The 16638-nt window shown below is 72.3% G+C and carries 13 protein-coding genes and 1 riboswitch; of the genes, 5 read left to right on the forward strand and 8 right to left on the reverse strand.

Translation table 11 applies throughout. From position 1 onward, the window contains the following. Positions 1-14 precede the first annotated feature (14 nt). The 4 genes from ACFWJX_RS14180 to ACFWJX_RS14195 all read right to left on the reverse strand — a co-directional run bounded on the left by ACFWJX_RS14180 (position 15) and on the right by ACFWJX_RS14195 (position 4869). A complete protein-coding gene (locus ACFWJX_RS14180; RefSeq protein WP_383241559.1) occupies positions 15-950 on the reverse strand; it encodes an ABC transporter permease in 936 nt (311 codons plus the stop codon). Next, a complete protein-coding gene (locus tag ACFWJX_RS14185) occupies positions 937-1926 on the reverse strand; it encodes an ABC transporter ATP-binding protein (RefSeq protein WP_383241561.1) in 990 nt (329 codons plus the stop codon). Before ACFWJX_RS14185 ends, ACFWJX_RS14180 begins: the two co-directional genes overlap by 14 nt. Before the next feature lie 57 nt (positions 1927-1983). Further along, positions 1984-3207, reverse strand: coding sequence for an outer membrane lipoprotein carrier protein LolA (locus ACFWJX_RS14190; protein ID WP_383241564.1), 1224 nt, complete (start codon positions 3205-3207; stop codon positions 1984-1986). Positions 3208-3858: 651 nt separating this feature from the next. Then, positions 3859-4869, reverse strand: coding sequence for a polyprenyl synthetase family protein (locus ACFWJX_RS14195; RefSeq protein ID WP_383241567.1), 1011 nt, complete (start codon positions 4867-4869; stop codon positions 3859-3861). 333 nt (positions 4870-5202) lie between these two features. On the opposite strand from ACFWJX_RS14195, the gene ACFWJX_RS14200 reads away from it, so the two are divergent. Both ACFWJX_RS14200 and ACFWJX_RS14205 read left to right on the forward strand, forming a co-directional pair. After that, on the forward strand, positions 5203-7260 hold the full coding sequence (locus tag ACFWJX_RS14200; protein ID WP_383241570.1) for a CocE/NonD family hydrolase: 2058 nt from the start codon (positions 5203-5205) through the stop codon (positions 7258-7260). Positions 7261-7538: 278 nt separating this feature from the next. Then, positions 7539-7719: riboswitch (cyclic di-AMP (ydaO/yuaA leader) on the forward strand. Positions 7720-7723: 4 nt separating this feature from the next. Continuing rightward, on the forward strand, positions 7724-8206 hold the full coding sequence (locus ACFWJX_RS14205; RefSeq protein ID WP_383241573.1) for a transglycosylase SLT domain-containing protein: 483 nt from the start codon (positions 7724-7726) through the stop codon (positions 8204-8206). Between the two features lie 48 nt (positions 8207-8254). Here ACFWJX_RS14205 and ACFWJX_RS14210 read toward each other — a convergent pair whose 3' ends face one another. Further along, complete coding sequence (locus ACFWJX_RS14210) at positions 8255-9079, reverse strand: HAD family hydrolase (protein WP_383241576.1); 825 nt, start codon at positions 9077-9079, stop codon at positions 8255-8257. 245 nt (positions 9080-9324) lie between these two features. Here ACFWJX_RS14210 and ACFWJX_RS14215 point away from each other — a divergent pair, with 245 nt between their 5' ends. The 3 genes from ACFWJX_RS14215 to ACFWJX_RS14225 all read left to right on the forward strand — a co-directional run bounded on the left by ACFWJX_RS14215 (position 9325) and on the right by ACFWJX_RS14225 (position 12630). Beyond that, on the forward strand, positions 9325-10398 hold the full coding sequence (locus tag ACFWJX_RS14215) for a GNAT family N-acetyltransferase (protein ID WP_383241900.1): 1074 nt from the start codon (positions 9325-9327) through the stop codon (positions 10396-10398). Between the two features lie 94 nt (positions 10399-10492). After that, complete coding sequence (locus ACFWJX_RS14220; protein WP_383241579.1) at positions 10493-11818, forward strand: glycosyltransferase; 1326 nt, start codon at positions 10493-10495, stop codon at positions 11816-11818. After that, complete coding sequence (locus ACFWJX_RS14225) at positions 11815-12630, forward strand: polysaccharide deacetylase family protein (protein ID WP_383241582.1); 816 nt, start codon at positions 11815-11817, stop codon at positions 12628-12630. Before ACFWJX_RS14220 ends, ACFWJX_RS14225 begins: the two co-directional genes overlap by 4 nt. A gap of 29 nt (positions 12631-12659) precedes the next feature. On the opposite strand, the gene ACFWJX_RS14230 is transcribed toward ACFWJX_RS14225, so the two are convergent. The 3 genes from ACFWJX_RS14230 to ACFWJX_RS14240 form a co-directional block, all read right to left on the reverse strand. Then, positions 12660-13682: a glycosyl hydrolase gene (locus ACFWJX_RS14230; protein WP_383241585.1), complete on the reverse strand. Its 1023-nt coding sequence runs from the start codon at positions 13680-13682 to the stop codon at positions 12660-12662. 704 nt (positions 13683-14386) lie between these two features. Continuing rightward, a complete protein-coding gene (locus tag ACFWJX_RS14235; protein WP_383241588.1) occupies positions 14387-14812 on the reverse strand; it encodes a hypothetical protein in 426 nt (141 codons plus the stop codon). Continuing rightward, positions 14809-16581: a glycosyltransferase gene (locus ACFWJX_RS14240; RefSeq protein ID WP_383241591.1), complete on the reverse strand. Its 1773-nt coding sequence runs from the start codon at positions 16579-16581 to the stop codon at positions 14809-14811. The genes ACFWJX_RS14235 and ACFWJX_RS14240 overlap by 4 nt, the downstream gene beginning before the upstream one ends. Positions 16582-16638: the final 57 nt, after the last annotated feature.

Raw genomic sequence — 16638 nt, forward strand, 5'->3', positions numbered from 1 at the left:
GCGGGGACCGGCCGCTACGCCGTGACGTCCTTCGCCGTGAACCGCGCCCAGGCCGCCGAGCCGAAGACGGCGACGTACACCGCCTGGAGCCCGAGGTTCTTCTGGAGTTCCGCCCAGTAGACGGGTTCGCGCATCAGGTCGGCGAAGGACAGCCAGTAGTGGGAGAAGAGGTACGGCTGGATCGCGTGCAACTGCGGGATCTGGTCGAGGATCTGCACGGTGGTGAGCAGGCCCACGGTCGTCGCCATGGCCGCGATGCCGCTGTTGGTGAGCGTGGAGACGAACAGTCCGAGCGCGGCCACTCCGAGCAGCGAGGCGGTGACGGCCAGGGCGATCAACAGGGCCCGCCCCAGGCCGTCGGCGAAGGAGATACGGGTGCCCGAGATGGTCGTGAGGTCGCCGAGCGGGAACAGCAGCGCTCCGACCGCCAGCGCCGACACCGCGACGACCAGGGTGGCCAACAGGCAGAAGGTCACCGTGGTCGCGTACTTGGCGAGCAGCAGGCGGGTACGGCCGGCGGGGGCGACGAGGAGATAGCGCAGGGTTCCGGAGTTCGCCTCTCCGGCGACCGCGTCCCCCGCGACGACGCCGACGGCCATCGGCAGGAAGAACGGGAGCGTGGCGGCCAGCGCGGTGAACACCAGGAACAGGCCGTTGTTGGTGATCTGCGCCATGAAGGCCGGGCCTTCACCGCCGCCGCCCCGCTGACCGCCCGTCGAACCGTCACCGGTCTCGATCTTCACGGCGATCCCGACCAGCACCGGCACGGCGGCCAGCACGCCCAGCAGGGCGAGGGTCCGCCAGCGGCGCAGGGTGATGGTCAGCTCACTGCGGAAGAGTCCGAGGGTCCACAACCGACTGACCGGACGCGCGCCTTCGCCGTCCGCCACAGGTGCGGCCTTCACCGGTTCGGCCTTCACCTGTACGGCCTTCACTTCAGCCCGCGACATCGAAGCCCTCCCCCGTCAGTGCGACGAAGGCGTCCTCCAGGGAGGCCCGTTCCACGCAGAAGCCGCGCACCCGGACGCCCGCCGTCACCAACGCCTCGTTCAGTTCGGCCAGTTCACGGTCGGCGGGCTCGCCCGTCACCCGGTCCTCGGAGACGACGACGTCCGCCACACCCTGTTCCTTCAGCACCCGGGCCGCGTCCGCCGTGTCCGGGGTGGTCACGGCCAGCCGCCCGCGCGCACGAGCCGCCAGGTCGGACACCGGGCCCTGGGTGAGGAGCCGCCCGCGCGCCATGACGGCCGCGTGCGTGCAGACCTGCTCGATCTCGTCGAGGAGGTGGGAGGAGAGGAAGACGGTGGTCCCCTCCGCCGCCAACTCCCGCACGAGGACACGGATCTCGCGCATGCCCTGCGGATCGAGGCCGTTGGTCGGCTCGTCCAGGACCAGCAGCCGGCGGGGCTGGAGAAGGGCGGCGGCCAGGCCCAGCCGCTGCTTCATCCCGAGCGAGTACGCCCTCGCCTTCTTCGCGGCGGCCGCCGTCAGGCCCACCCGCTCCAGCGCCTCCGCCACGCGGGCACGCCGGGTGCGGGGGTCGGCGGTCGGGTCGGCTGCGTCGTAGCGCAGGAGGTTGTCACGGCCGGAGAGGAAGCCGTAGAGGGCGGGGCCCTCGATGAGTGCGCCGACGTGCGGCAGCACGACGCGGGAGGCGCGGGGCATGGGGTGCCCCAGCACCCGCGCCGTGCCGGAGGTGGGCTCGATGAGGCCCATCAGCATGCGGATGGTGGTGGTCTTGCCGGAGCCGTTCGGACCGAGGAAGCCGAAGACGCTGCCCGCCGGGACGGCCAGGTCGAGGCCGTCGACGGCGAGCTGTCCGCCTCGGTAGCGCTTGGTCAGGGCGCGGGTGCGGATGACGGTGTCCCCGTCGGCCGGACTCGGCGCCCCGAGCGCCGCCTCCGCCGCGTCGTCATCGTCGTCCATCGGCTCCCCGTCCCCCGATCGTCGGTTCCCGTCAGGGTACTCAGTGCTCCCCGGCGCTCACTTCCCGGTGTTCGCCGCCTTCACGAGGGCGTCCTTGGTGACGGCGCCGACGTAGACCTTGCCGTCGTCCGTGACCAGGGCGTTGACCAGGCGGGTGGAGAACACGGTGCCCGAGCCGAACTTGCCGTCGACCTTGTCGCCGAAGGAGCCCAGGAACCCGCCGAGACCACCCGCGTCGGGGAGGTCGCCGGAGGAGGGGACGCCCTCGCCGCCGGAGTCGAAGGTGGCGACGGTGGTCCATCCCTCGCCGAGGACGTCGAGCCCGGCGAGGTCCTTGGCGAAGCCCCCTTCCAGGTCGTCCCTGGAGGGTGCGGGGACGTCGGTCGGGGCGTCCGCGCTGCCCTCCTCGGTCACCTTCGCCCCCTTGGGCGGGGTGAAGTCGAAGGTGGCGGCGCCCGGCTTGGCGAAGCTGACCTGGGTGAAGCCGGCGTCGACGACCGCGGCGCCGCCGCTCGCCGGGGTCAGCGTGAACTTGAGCGGCAGCCCCGTCTTCGCGTCCACGGCCACACTGATCGCGCCGACGGTCGAACCTGACTGCTTCGGATTGACCAGCAGCTTGTAGGCGTCGCGGCCGGCCACCTGGACGGTGCCGTCCACCGTCACGGACGTGGTGTCGTCGACGGCCTTCAGGGCTTCGTCGGTGAGGTCCTTGGGCGTGGTCGGGACGGGCTCGGCCGCCTCCTTCCCCTTCGGCGAGGTGGAGTGATAGACCTCGTTGGAGGCGCTGTCGTACCCCCACACGTCCTTGCCGTTGTGGATGAGGCTGTACTCCGCGGCGTTCTCCAGGAGCGACAGCTTCTGCTTGTCCGGGCCGTCGGCGGCGACGCGCAGGGTGTGCGTGCCGGAGGCGAGTTCGGTGAGCTTGGCGGAGGGGTCGGCGGAGGACCCGCCGTCGCCGCCTCCGGCCGCCCCGGTGGCCCCGGAGAGGAGCCCGCTCTCCAGCCCGCCCAGATCGGGCAGGCCGAGGTCGGTGGTGATCTTCACGGTGCCGGACAGCTGCTGAACGTCCGACGCGGCGATCTTCTCGATGAGCTGCTGTGCGGTGATCTTCGGCAGGTCGGGGTCGCCCGAGTCGGCGAGCGCCGGGACCAGCCCGATCGTCGCCGCCGCGACACCGATCACGGTGACCGGAACGATGTACCGCACGGCCTTGCGCCGTCCGACACGCAGATCGTCGGCCTCCCCGGCGGGCGTGCTGTCGTCGGATGCGTACGGTGCCATGTGTGCCTTACCTCCGTCGTCGGCGGCGGCCGGTCGTCGCGCGGGTCAACGTCCCCCACTCAAGCCGCCATTCTCACCCGAATCGGTGAGGAGTGGTGATTTCCGTAGTCCCTATCTGACCAAATCAGCCACCCGTTTACGTCAACCCGAGGACCCAACCCGACGTACGCCTGGGGTATGACGTGGGGGTGGGCGGCGTAAGGGTGGGGTGAGGGGAGGGAGTCCGGGGGGCGCGGGGACGGAGACCGGGGCGGGAGACCGGGGCGGGAGGCGCGGGCGGTGTCTCGGCGGGGGCGCGGAGGTGTCCCGGCGGGGGCGCGGGGCGGTGTGCCGGCAGGGGTGCAGGGGACGCAGTCCCCGCCCGGGGTGCGGGGCGGAGCCCCGAAGCCCGCAGTCCCCGCCCGGGGTGCGGGGCGGAGCCCCGAAGCGGTTCGACCTGTACGTCTCGACCGACCGAGTCCGGCGGGTAGGTGGGAGAACACCGCAGGCGTGCAGGGGACGCAGTCCCCGCCCGGGGTGCGGGGCGGAGCCCCGAGGCGGTTCGAGGGTCACCTCTCGACAGACCGAGTCGGGCGGGTGGGTGGGCAAGGCGAGGCGAGGCGAGGCACAGCGAGGCGGGGCGGGGCGGGGCCCCCGTAGGCATCCCCGGCCTCATCCCGCCCGGTGGACCACCGCATCGCACAGCTCCAGAAGAGCCCGCTTAGCCTCACACTCCCGCAACGGCGCCAACGCCGCCCGAGCCTCCTTGGCATACCGCACGGTGTCCCGCCGGGCCTGCTCCAGCGCCGGGTGCGCCCGCAGCGCGCCCAGCGCCTCGGCGAGCCGGGCGTCGTCGCTGAGGTCGGAGTCGAGCAGCTCGCACAGCGCGATGTCCTCGGGCAGCGCCAGCCGCGCCGCCCGCTCGCGCAGCCGCAGCACCGGCAGCGTGGGGATGCCCTCGCGCAGATCGGTCCCGGGCGTCTTCCCCGACTCGTGCGAGTCCGACGCGATGTCGAGCACGTCGTCCGCGAGCTGGAAGGCGACGCCCAGCCTCTCGCCGTACTGGGTGAGCACGTCCACGACCGTCTCGTCGGCGCCGGACATCATCGCGCCGAACCGGCACGACACCGCGACCAGCGATCCGGTCTTGCCGCCGAGCACGTCGAGGTAGTGGTCGACGGGGTCCCGGCCGTCGGTGGGCCCGGCCGTCTCCAGGATCTGTCCGGTGACGAGCCGTTCGAACGCCTCAGCCTGCACCCGCACGGCCTCGGGCCCGAGGTCGGCGAGGATGTGCGAGGCGCGGGCGAACAGGAAGTCGCCGGTGAGGACGGCGACGGAGTTCCCCCAGCGGGTGTTCGCGCTGGGCACCCCTCGCCGTACCTCGGCCTCGTCCATCACGTCGTCGTGGTACAGCGTGGCCAGGTGGGTCAGTTCCACCACCACGGCGGAGGGCACGATGCCGGGCGCGTACGGGTCCCCGAACTGCGCGGCGAGCATCACGAGCAGCGGCCGGAACCGCTTGCCGCCCGCCCGGACGAGGTGCTGCGCGGCTTCCGTGATGAACGGGACCTCGCTCTTGGTGGCCTCGAGCAAGCCTTCCTCGACAGCCGTCAATCCGGCCTGGACATCGGCTTCCAGAGCCTGGTCCCGCACGCTCAGCCCGAACGGCCCGACGACGGTCACGAGGGGTCTCCTGTCTGCTGGTGTCTTCTGGCGATCACGCGGTTTGTCGATAGGTCGCTGCCCTCACTCAAGTCAGCGTATCCGGTCACGTTTCGATCACCGACAGCCCCCACGTCCCCCCGTCTCGAACTTCGCTCGCCAGGGAGTCGCTACCCGAGCGGCCGGGCGGCATCGGATCCTGCCCGGTATGTTGCTGATCATCCGGTACAAGCGTTCCGTACCGGCGAGAAAGCGGACCGGTGACGCCGTCCGGTCACCCTCGTCACCCCCGTCACCCGCCCGGCCGTAGCCGTCCGACACACCCTCCCCGCTGACCTCACGGGGGCCACGCACATGCGCATCCGTTCGTCCTTCCCCTACGAGACAGCCCACGAGGACCTCCGCATCCGTCTGCCCGACGGAACCCTCCTGTACGCCCGCGTGTGGCGACCGTTGACGGACGAGCCCGTGCCGGCGCTGCTGGAGTACACCCCGGACCGGCTCTCCGACCGCACGGCGGCACGCGACCGGCAGCGCCACCCCTGGTACGCGGGCCACGGCTACGCCTCCGTCCGCGTGGACGCGCGCGGGCACGGCAACAGCGAGGGCCTGCCGGACGACGCCGCCCGCCCGCCGACGGAACCGACCGGCCGAACGGCAACCGATGGCGTGGCGGCCGACGGGGCCGCCGTGGTCGCGTGGCTGGCGGCCCAGCCGTGGTGCGACGGCACGGTGGGCATGTTCGGCATCGGCCGCGGCGGCGCCTTCGCCCTCCGGGTCGCGGCCCGCACAGCCCTCGCACCCCCCGCGCCCACGCCGCTGAAGGCGGTCGTCGCCGTCTGCTGCCCGGACGGCCACCCCGACAACGGTGTGCGCCACCCGAGTGGTTCCGCCCTCCCCGCCGACCCTCCGCACGCCGAGGCGGCGCAGGCCCGGCTCACCTCCGCCTGCCTGCCGCCCGACCCCGAGCACGTCGGTGACGCCTGGCGGGACATGTGGCTCCGGCGCCTGGAGTCCGTCGACCCGTTCACCCCCACCGATGTCCGCGAGGACCTCACGACCGGCGTGCCCGTCCTGGCGGTGGGCGGCTGGCACGACCCGTACCCCGACACGGTTCTCGGGCTGGTCGATCGCCTCCCGCAGGACCGGGTGCGCGGCGTGATCGGCCCCTGGCCGCACGCGTACCCCGACCACGCCCCGCACCCCGGCCCCGCGATCGGCTTCCTCCAGGAGACCCTGCGCTGGTGGGACCACTGGCTGAAGGGCAAGGACACGGGCGTCCTCTCCGACCCGCTCCTGCGCGCGTACGTCCGCGGCTCCCACCTCCGGGCCACGACGTACGGCGTCCTGCCCGGCCGTTGGGTCGGCGAGCCCGCCTGGCCCTCACCCCGGGTGCGCGTCGTGACGTACGCCCTCCAGGGTGCCCCGGTCCTGGTGCGCTCCCCCTTGCACACGGGTGTGGACGCCGGCCGTCTGCTCCCCCGCGGCGACGACGCCGGTCTCCCGCCGGACCAGCGCGAGGAGGACGCGCGCTCGGTCTGTTTCGACTTCCCGGTGAGCGAGGAGACCTGGGTGCTGGGCGGGCCCCGGGTACGGCTGCGGCTGACGTGCGAGGCGCCGCACGCCCAGGTGGTCGCCCGGGTCTGCGATGTGGCCCCGGACGGCTCCTCGACCCTCGTGACCCGCGGAGTACGACAGCTTCGGCGCACGGAATGCGGAAGCTCGGAGCCTGGAGGCAAGCAGCCTGGAGGCGCGGGGCACGGAAGCGCGGGGCAAGGAAGCGCTGCCGGGGACGTCGTCCTCGACCTGGCCCCCGTCGGCCACGCCTTCCCGCCCGGCCATCGCATCCGTCTCGCCGTCTCCTCCGCCTACTGGCCGTGGGTCTGGCCCGAGCCCGAGTCGGCGGCGGGGTTCACCGTGGACCCGGCGGGCAGCGCGCTGGAACTGCCGGCGCGGGTCCGGGAGGCGGACGCCGGCGTCGCCTTCGAGGAGCCCGAACAGGCACCGCCCCTCGGGGTGAGCGTCCTCGCCACTCTCGACGGGCCGCGCCCCGAGCGGCTTCTGGTGCGGGACGAGGCCGGGGGCGAGTGGCGGCTGGAGGTCGTCCCGCCGGACGCCGGCACGCGCGCGTACCCCGACGGCCTGGAGTACACCGAGGACGCGCTGACGACGTACACGATCACCGAGCGCGATCCCTTGTCGGCCCGGGTCCGCTGCGACCGGACGGTCCGGCTGCACCGCCCCGAGCGGGGCTGGGACACGAGCGTGCGGACCCGTTCGGAGGTCACCGGCGACGAGACGGACTTCGTCGCCACCGACGAGGTCGTGTGCACGGAGGGCGGCGAGGTGGTGTTCCACCGGACCTGGCGGAAGCGCATTCCCCGGACGCCGCTCCCACACCCGCCCCTTTAAAAGGCACTTGGGGCTCAATGACCGTTTTACCCCTGTTGTGGACGTCGGTGAGTTGGCTCACTTCACGGCCATGCGGGCAACCTGCACCGGAAGTTGTGATTCCGCTTTGCCCGTCGGCGAGTTGAGGCTTGGCGAACGCAAAGGATCAAGCAGGCATACGCATCTGATCATGGTCAATAGGGGCGATCTGTGAATCCGGCACTTGTTCCGGACATGTGCTCTCGCATACGTTCCCGGCCTGTCGGGCAGACGCCTAATCCTGCCGCCGCCCGGCAACCCATCGACCGACACTCACGCACGGCAGGAGCGGGGGACCCAGGTAAGTCGCCGAGCCGTACGTCACGCACGTACCGGACCGGCTTGGGGTGAAGTCGCGTCGCCGTACCCGTACGGCGGCCGGCCGGGCACTTTCCAGCCCGAACCCGACAGCTCACCTCGTAGGCGCCGGAGAGGAACCTTCGTCATGCCCGCTGCCGCTCAGCACCGCCGTACCCGTCTCGCCCGCACCCTCGTCGTCGCCGCCACCGGCGCCGCCGTGCTGGCACTCCCGCTCATCGGCTCGACCAGCGCCTCCGCGGCCACCACGGCGTCGGCCACGACCGCCGCCACGACCACGGCCGGGTACACCAACAACCTCGACGGCTGGATCCGCGAGTCGCTCGCGATCATGGCTGAAAAGGGCATTCCGGGCACCTACAACGGCATCTACCGCAACATCATGCGCGAGTCCTCGGGCAACCCGAACGCCATCAACCTGTGGGACTCCAACGCGGCCGCGGGCATCCCGTCCAAGGGCCTTCTCCAGGTGATCGACCCCACCTTCGCCGCGTACCACGTGGCCGGCACCGCCTACGACCCGTACGACCCGGTCGCCAACATCACCGCCGCCTGCAACTACGCGGCCCACCGGTACGGCTCGATCGACAACGTCTTCGGCGCGTACTGACCGTCGCCCCCAGGGACTAGGGACCGGTAGGCCCCAGGGACCGGGGGACTAGGGGAAGAGTCTTTCGAGGACGACGGCCACGCCGTCGTCCTCGTTCGACGTCGTCACCTCGTCGGCCACCGCCTTGAGTTCCGGATGGGCGTTGGCCATCGCCACACCGCGCCCCGCCCAGTCGAACATCGGGATGTCGTTGGGCATGTCGCCGAAGGCGATCGTGTCCTGCGGCCTCAGCCCGAGGTGCTCGGCCGCCAGGGCCAGTCCGGTCGCCTTGGTGACGCCGCACGGCTGGAGCTCCACCGTGCCCGGCCCGGACATCGTGACGGTGGCGAGCGAGCCGACCACCGAACGGGCCGTCGCCGCCAACTCGTCGTCGGACAGGGTGGGATGGCGCAGCAGCACCTTGCTGATCGGCTCGCACCACAGGTCGTCGCGTGCTCCGACCCGCAGGGCCGGCAGGGTCGGGTGCGGCATCAGGTAGCCAGGCTCGATGAGCGTGAGCCCGTCGACGCCGTCCTGGTCGACGGCCGCGTACACCTCGCCCACCTCGGCCTCGATCTTGCCGATCGCGGTCTCGGCCAGCTCCCGGTCCAGGGTGACCGACCACAGCAGGCGGTCGGCTCCGACGTCGTAGAGCTGCGCGCCCTGTCCGCACACCGCGAGCCCTCCGCCGCGCAGGATGTCCAGCAGCGGCCGTACGCGGGGGGCCGGCCGGCCGGTCACCACGAGGTGGCGGGCGCCGGCGGCGGCGACCCTCGCGAGCGCGTCGAGCGACCGGTCGGAGAAGGTGTCGTCGCCGCGCAGGAGCGTTCCGTCCAGGTCTGTGGCGACGAGGGAGTACGCGCAGCGCGCGGCATATGCGGTGGGTGCGGCCATGATCAGAGAATACGGACCCCAACGGGCTCCGACTCACTTCCAGTTCGGCGCCGTTCGCGCGGGAAACGACGTCATTCGCGCGAGAAACGGCTTTCTGCCGCAACGCCGGGTACGGCGAAGTTAAAGGCCTATGCACCGGTTGGCAACAACATGGTCCGCTACCTACCGCCCGCAGTACCTGGAGCGGTACCGTCCAGACAGTCCAGGGGGGACTTGATCGGGGGGTCAGGTTGAGCAGCGGACGTATTCGTGTGCTGAAGCCGGAGGATCTCGGCGAGGGGGAACGGGAGCGGTGGCGCGCGCTGCGCGCCGCGTCGACGGCTGCGCGCAACCCGTTCATGGAACCGGAGTTCACCGACGCCGTGGGCCACGTGCGGCCTCGCACGCGCGTCGCGGTGGTGTACGAGGGGCGCGAGCCGGTCGGCTTCCTGCCCCATGAGCGGGGCAGGCTCGGCCAGGGCCACGCCCTCGCGTACGGCGTCTCGGACGCCCAGGGAGCCGTCCTCGGCCCGGGTCTCGGCCTGAACGCGGACGAACTCCTGCGGGCCTGCTCGCTGTCGAGCTTCGCCTTCGACAATCTGGAGGCGGAGCAGGAACTGCTCGTCCGGCACGCGGCGGCCGAGTACACCTCCTACGTCATCGACGTGGAAAAGGGTTACGAAACGTACGAGTCCGTCCTGCGCGCGCAGTCGCCGAAGTTCCTGAAGACGACACTCGCCAAGGAGCGCCGGCTCGGCCGTCAGGTCGGTGACCTGCGGTTCGTGTTCGACGAACGCGACCCGGCCGCGCTGCGCACGCTGATGGCGTGGAAGTCCGCGCAGTACCGCAGGACCGGCCGCCGGGACCGGTTCGCGCAGGACTGGATCACCCGGCTCGTGAACCTGCTGGCCGCGGAGACGCGCGGCCCGGACTGCTCCGGCACGCTGTCCGTCCTCTACGCCGGCGGGCAGCCGATCGCCGCGCACTTCGGGCTGCGCTCGACGACCGTGCTGGCCTGCTGGTTCCCGGCCTACGACCCCGAGTTCGCGAAGTACTCGCCCGGTCTGGTGCTGCATCTGCGGATGGCCGAGGCGGCCGCCGCCGAGGGCATCGGGCTGCTCGACCTCGGGCGGGGGGCCGCCGAGTACAAGGACTCCCTGAGGACGGGCGAGCTGCCCGTCTACGAAGGAGCGTGGACGCGTCCGGGGGCGGGCGCCGCGCTCTACTGGCTCAGCCGCGAGCCCTCGCGCCGCGCGCACCACTTCGTGCGCAACCGGCCGCGGCTCGCGGCGACGGCCGCACGGGCGCTGAAGGAGGTAGGGCGGCTGCGACGGTCCTGACGGGTCCCGACAGATGCGCGACAGGCTGCTGACGGGGACTGACAAGGGCTGACGGGCGCTGACGGGTTCCATCGGAGTGGGAGGGGGAGGATCCGTGTCCCAGGCGACACGTGTACGGCAGGAGATTCAGAGGTTCCTCGCGATCGAGCCGGTGCAGGTCGCCGAACTCGAACTGGACGACGGCGGTGCGCTGAGACCCGGACCGGGCAGCCCGCCCGTCACGCACGGCGAGGTGTTCCTCCTGGTCAGGAGAGGCGGCCGGCCGGTCGCCACGCTGCTCGGGCGGGTACCCGAGGGTGCCGACCCGATGGCGGTCCTCACCGCACTGGCCCAGCGACACGTGGGTGCCGGACCGGAACCGGCCCTCACAGGGGTCACCGTGCCCTTCACCAGCGTCGTCATCGCCACCCGCGAGCGCGCCGACCGGCTCGCCCACGCGCTCGACTCGATGCTCGCCCAGGACCACCCCGACTTCGAGATCGTCGTCGTCGACAACGCCCCGGTGACGGACGCGACCCGCGTACTCGTCGAGCGCAAGTACGCCGAACGCGTGCGGTACGTGACCGAACCCGTCCCCGGCCTCGCCGTCGCCCACAACACGGGTCTCGCGTCCGCGCGCGGCGACGTGGTCGCCTTCACCGACGACGACGTGGTCGCCGACCCGCGCTGGCTGACCGAACTCACCGCGCCCTTCGCCGCCGACCCCGGACTCGGCTGCGCGACCGGCCTGATCCTGCCGGCCCGGCTGCGCACCCCCGCCCAGGTCCTGCTGGAGAGCCACGGCGGCTTCGCGAAGGGCTTCACACCACGGACGTACGACCCTGCCGAACCGCCCGCCGACGAGCCGCTGTTCCCGTTCACGGCGGGCCGGTTCGGGTCCGGCGCGAACATGGCGTTCCGGTCCGGCGTGCTGCGCGCGGTCGGTGGCTTCGACCCGGCGACGGGGGCGGGGACGCTCGCGCGCGGCGGCGACGACCTCTACGGCTTCGTCCGCGTGCTCGCCCAGGGCCACCGCCTGCACTACACCCCGCAGGCCCTGGTCTGGCACCACCACCGCGAGACCTGGCAGGACCTGGAGACCCAGGCGTACGGCTACGGCGCCGGCCTCACCGCCTACCTCACCGCGATCCTGGTCAACCGGCCCGCCCTGCTTCCGGCGTTCCTCGCCCGGCTGCCCCGCGGACTCGCGCACGCCCGCACGCTGACGGCGGTGCGGGACGCGGAGGACGCGGCGGGTGCGCCTGGTGGGCATGACGATCGGGGGCATCCATGGCCCCGCAGGCTGTCGCGGCTGCAACGCCAGGGGATGGCGTACGGGCCGGTCGGCTATCTGCGCGCCCGGCGCACGCTGCGGGCCGCGCTGGTGTCCGGGGCTTCCGGTTCTTCCGGCGCTTCCGGCGCTTCCGGGGATGCGCGATGACGGGGGCGGGTGGCCACGCCGGCACCGCCATACCCGTGTTCCTGTACCACGCCGTGATGGAGGAACCACCGGACTGGATCGCGGAGTTCACCGTCACCCCGAAGGAGTTCGCGGCGCAACTCGACGCGATCGTCGACAACGGTCGTACGCCCGTGACGGTCAGCGCGCTCGCCGACCACCTCGCGGGGCGGGCGCCGCTGCCCGCGCGGCCGGTGCTGCTGACCTTCGACGACGGGTTCGCCGACCTGCCGGGGCCGACCGCCGAGGCCGTGGCCGCCCGGGATCTGACCGCCACCGCCTATCTCACCACCGGCGCGATCAGTCCCGGCGGGCGCAGTCTGCTGCCGCCCGCCCCGATGATGACCCTGGACCAGGCCGCCGGGCTGGAGCAGTCCGGCATGGAGATCGGCAGCCACACCGTCACGCATGCACAGCTCGACACCCTGTCGCCTCGCGACCTCGCCCGCGAACTGCGGGACTCGCGCGCCGTGTTGGAGGAAGCCCTCGGGCATCCCGTGCGCCATCTCGCCTATCCGCACGGCTACAACAGTGGGCGGGTGCGGCGCATGGCGGCCGCCGCCGGGTACGAGACGGCCACCGCCGTGCGGCACGCGCTGAGTTCGGAACGGGACGAGGCGTACCGCATCGCGCGGCTCATCGTGCGGCGCTCCCACACCGTCGCCGATGTGGAGAGCTGGCTGGCTGGCGGGGGCGCCCGTGTCGCCCCGTACCGGGACGGGCCGAAGACGGTGGGGTGGCGGTGGTACCGGCGGGCCCGCGCGGTGCTGCGCGGGCCCGTGTTCGCGGGCTAGGGCCGCCCGGCCCGCGGTCTCCGGGCCGTCTATCCGAACGGCTGGTTCAGGTAGGGGTCGGAGACCGCCTTGCGCAGGCTGGCCCAGGCCTCGTCGCCGGCCAGTGCGAGGTCGCAGTGCGGGCCGGGGTCGCGGTAGTTCCACTGGAGCGCGGCCTTGACGCCCTCCAGCTCCTTCAGGACCTTCGGCACCTGCGCGTACCACTCGGCCTGCCGGCCCGGACGGGACGGGTCGTCGGCGGTACCGAACTCGGAGAGCATCAGCGGTTTGTCGTCGGAGATGTTCTCGCGGATCCACGCGTGCGTGGCCTGCTGGGTCTCGGCGAAGGAGAGCCAGCCCGCCTTGTGGCACCGGTAGTAGTTGTACTGGTTGTAGGCCACCCAGTCGACGTAGTCGTCGCCCGGGTACATGCGCTTGATCAGGTCGGCGTGCTCCAGATAGCCGGTCGTGGTCCAGGTCCACACCACGTTGGTCACGCCCAGTTCCCGGAACCGGTCGTGGATGTGGCGGTAGGCGCGGACGTAGTCCTCGGGGGTGCCGTTGGCCGGGGTGCGGGTGTCCATCTCCAGGTCGAAGGAGAGGAAGACCTTCTCGCCGAACTCCTTGACCCGCGCGGCCTGGACGTCGATGACCGACGCGTCCAGGTCGCCGTCCGCGATCTGCTTCCAGGTGGGCTGCTGCGCCGGCGTGCCGCCCCACCACTTGCTCTCCCAGGAGAGCAGCAGCAGATGGTCGTCACCTGCGACGCGCTGTTCCTGCGGGGTGAGCAACTGCCCTTCCAGGCGGCCCCCTTGGACCAGGGACATGTCGTGGTACGTGTACACGATGTCGAGCTTGCGTCCGATGCGCCGCTCGTAGCCGCGGACCTTCTCCGCGAGGTTGTCCTTGCTGTGCGGCACGAACGCGCCGAACCAGGCCCCGCAGGGCGGTTCGAGCAGTTCGGTCGGCGCGCACCTGCCACCGACGGCGGGCGGCCGCGAGCCGGCCGGCTCCGGCCCGTAACCGGAGTCCCCCAGGCCGAGGCCACCCTGCAGGAGGAGGACGACGGCCATGACGGCACAGGCGACTGCGGCGACGGTGAGTAAGCGGGGGCCCGATCGGGGGGCACGTGAGGTGAGTCGGCGGGGGGTGCGGCGGGGGTCTCGCGGGCGCCGGTGGCGGTGTGCGCGGCCGTCATCGCCGGGGGACGCGCTGTCACCGCGGAGCGGACGGCCGTCGTCACCACGGAGCGGACGGCCGTCGTCACCGGGGAGCGGACGGCCGTCGTCGCCACGGGGCGGGCGGCCGTCGTCGCCACGGGTCCAACGGTTGTTCGAGTGGGCGCGGTCGTCATCGCTGAGGGACGACCTGTGATCGCGGGGCGCACGACCGTCCTCGCCACCGGACGGACGGTCGCCCGAACGTCGGCGGCCCTCGTCACCGGAGCACGAGCTGTCACCGCGGAGCGGACGGCCGTCGTCACCACGGAGCGGACGGCCGTCGTCACCGGGGAGCGGACGGCTGTCCTCACCACAGGACGGGCGGTCGATCGGACGTGCGCGGCCGTCATCGCTGAGGGGCAACCTGTGATCGCGGGGCGCACGACCGTCCTCGCCACCGGACGGACGGTCGCCCGAACGTCGGCGGCCCTCGTCACCGGAGGACGAGCTGTCGACGCGAGGCGGACCGCCGTCGTCGTTACGGGACGGGCGGTCGATCGGACGTGCGCGGCCGTCGTCGCGCGGGGCGCGGCCGTCGTCGCCAGGGTGGAGCAACCTCACGGAGCAGTACCCTTCGCAGTCCTCGGCGGGGAGGCGCGCAGCCGCGGGCAGAACGCGGCGACCGTGGTGAGCAGCGTGAGCGTCAGTAGGACGCGCTGCGCGCTGAATGCGTGCGTGGCGATGAACACCGTCCCGGCGAGCAGCACGAGGGCCACGCTCACGAAGACGGCCAGCATCAGCCGTTCGAGCAGGTCGGAGTGGTGCTCGAAGGCCGGGTCCCGACGCTCCACGGGCCCCGCGGCGGGGACCACGGCCAGCGCGGGACCGCAGATTCTCAGCACGGCGGCGCCCGGCCCCGCCGCCAGGAAGGCGATCATGGCCGCGCCCCGCAGCACGGAGCCGTCGGGCAGCGCGAGTGCGGACAGCGCCAGCCAGCCGCCGAACGGGGGCAGCATCCGGACGACCAGTTCCTGCGGTGTCATCGGCCCGTCTCCTTCAGAACGTAGGCCACCCCTGCGTCGTTCCCCGCCACCCGCTCGAACAGGGGCGAGGCGTCGACGGACTGCCGGATGCGGTCCAACTGACCCTTCGTGAGCAGCCCGTTCATCTCGGAGTCGGCGAACTGGCCGCGGCTGAGGAGCAGATAGGCGCGGCCCGGCGACTCCACGGCGGACATGTCGCGGGCCAGGGTGGCCGCCGGATCGCGCACGATGGTGTCGACGTGCTGCCGGTCGTCGTCGAGAAACCAGTAGTGGTCCACTCTCCAGTAGTCGGCGAACGCCAGCGGATAGTTGCGGTCGGCCGCGACGACCAGGGAGTCGTCCGGTGCCTGGTCGATGACCTGCCGCACCAGGTCCACCTCGGCCGGCGGGAAGTAGCTGATGCGGTCCTTGCCGGAGTAGCTCGGCACGAAGGCGAGGGTGCCGGCGAGGAGGGCCAGCGGCGGGAGCCACAGGTAGCGGCGTGGCTCGGGCTGGCTGGTCTTCTCCATCGCCGTCAGGGTGCGCACCTGCGGCAGCAGGGCCGCCGCGGCGAAGAAGGCGGCGCCGGGCAGCATGAACATCAGCACCCGGAAGATCATCTCGCTGCCGTAGCTGCTCGCCCCGAGCATCGGCAGGGGGGCCGCCGCGATCAGCAGCAGCGGCATCGCGCGGTGGCGCAGCACCGGCTGGCGCAGCACGCCCACCACCGCGAGCAGCAGTACCGAGGCCGACAGCAGCCGGGCGACCCAGGACGTCGTCACCGCGCCGGTGCCGGTGGGGGTGGCGCCGTAGCCGGTGGAGACGTTGCCGCCGATGTCGCCGATCGAGCGGAGCATGTCGGGCAGCGCCGCGGAGAGGAAGGGCAGGGCGGCCGTGAGGCACCAGGCCAGGAAGATCACGACGGTCGTGATCAGCGGGACCTTGTCGCGATAGCGGCGGGTGAGGAAGAGGGCGGCCAGCGAGACGATCAGCATGCCCGGCGTGAGCTGGTGCGAGATGACGAGGGCCACCACCAGCACCGTGAGCAGCACCGTCCACACGGCCTGGCGTTGCTGCGCGGCGGACTGGTCGGGGCGGCCGTAGCGGCGCAGGACGACGGCCAGCACGCCGAGGTGCAGGGCGAAGGCCAGGGACTGGGGGGAGAAGTAGTCCTGGCCGACCCAGTTGGCGACGCAGAACAGCCAGACGCCGGTCCAGATCAGCCGCCGGTCCTCGGTGAAGGTGCGGTAGAGCAGCAGCAGCGGGAGCAGCAGCATCAGGCCGGAGACCAGTGGCCACCACGCCATGAACTGTGCGGCCGAGTCCACGCCCAGCAGCCGCACCAGCGTGGCCTGGGCGGCGAAGAAGCCGGGCCACTGGTCGTAGACGGCCATGTCGCCGATCGCGTCCGCGTTCTCCAGCCGGCCCGCCGTCAGCAGGTGGTCGATGACCGCATCGTGCTTCCATGCCCAGGCGTACAGGGGTGTCGGGTAGAGCACCGCCTGTGTGGCGCGCTCCATCACCAGCAGACCGACGACGTACGCCGGCGCCCAGGCGGGGTGGCGGCGGGGGCCGCGGAGCGTGACCCAGAAGCCGACGGTGAGCAGCGCCAGGCCCGCCCAGAAGGTGGGGTGCACGGCGGTGACGAGGCCGAAGTCGTCGAGGTCGGAGACGTCGGTGTGCGTCACGGCCCAGCCCCACAGGGCGAGCGCGACGAGCAGCGCGGGCGCCGGGTGCGACGCGGCGTGCCACCAGGGGCGTCCGGGCGGCAGGTCGGAGAGGTCGCTCACGGGCTCACCGCCGGCCCGGATTGCCGGGTCTGGTGCGGCCGGAACGGTCACGGGCTC

It is taken from the genome of Streptomyces sp. NPDC058335, from assembly GCF_042723915.1.
Lineage (GTDB): Bacteria > Actinomycetota > Actinomycetes > Streptomycetales > Streptomycetaceae > Streptomyces.

Bases quoted from the DNA above. Each gene is read 5' to 3' on its own strand.
- ACFWJX_RS14230 (WP_383241585.1), bottom strand. From the start codon at position 13,682: ATGGCCGTCGTCCTCCTCCTGCAGGGTGGCCTCGGCCTGGGGGACTCC.
- ACFWJX_RS14235 (WP_383241588.1), bottom strand. From the start codon at position 14,812: ATGACACCGCAGGAACTGGTCGTCCGGATGCTGCCCCCGTTCGGCGGC.
- ACFWJX_RS14210 (WP_383241576.1), bottom strand. From the start codon at position 9,079: ATGGCCGCACCCACCGCATATGCCGCGCGCTGCGCGTACTCCCTCGTC.
- ACFWJX_RS14225 (WP_383241582.1), top strand. From the start codon at position 11,815: ATGACGGGGGCGGGTGGCCACGCCGGCACCGCCATACCCGTGTTCCTG.
- ACFWJX_RS14205 (WP_383241573.1), top strand. From the start codon at position 7,724: ATGCCCGCTGCCGCTCAGCACCGCCGTACCCGTCTCGCCCGCACCCTC.
- ACFWJX_RS14200 (WP_383241570.1), top strand. From the start codon at position 5,203: ATGCGCATCCGTTCGTCCTTCCCCTACGAGACAGCCCACGAGGACCTC.
- ACFWJX_RS14185 (WP_383241561.1), bottom strand. From the start codon at position 1,926: ATGGACGACGATGACGACGCGGCGGAGGCGGCGCTCGGGGCGCCGAGT.
- ACFWJX_RS14180 (WP_383241559.1), bottom strand. From the start codon at position 950: ATGTCGCGGGCTGAAGTGAAGGCCGTACAGGTGAAGGCCGAACCGGTG.
- ACFWJX_RS14190 (WP_383241564.1), bottom strand. From the start codon at position 3,207: ATGGCACCGTACGCATCCGACGACAGCACGCCCGCCGGGGAGGCCGAC.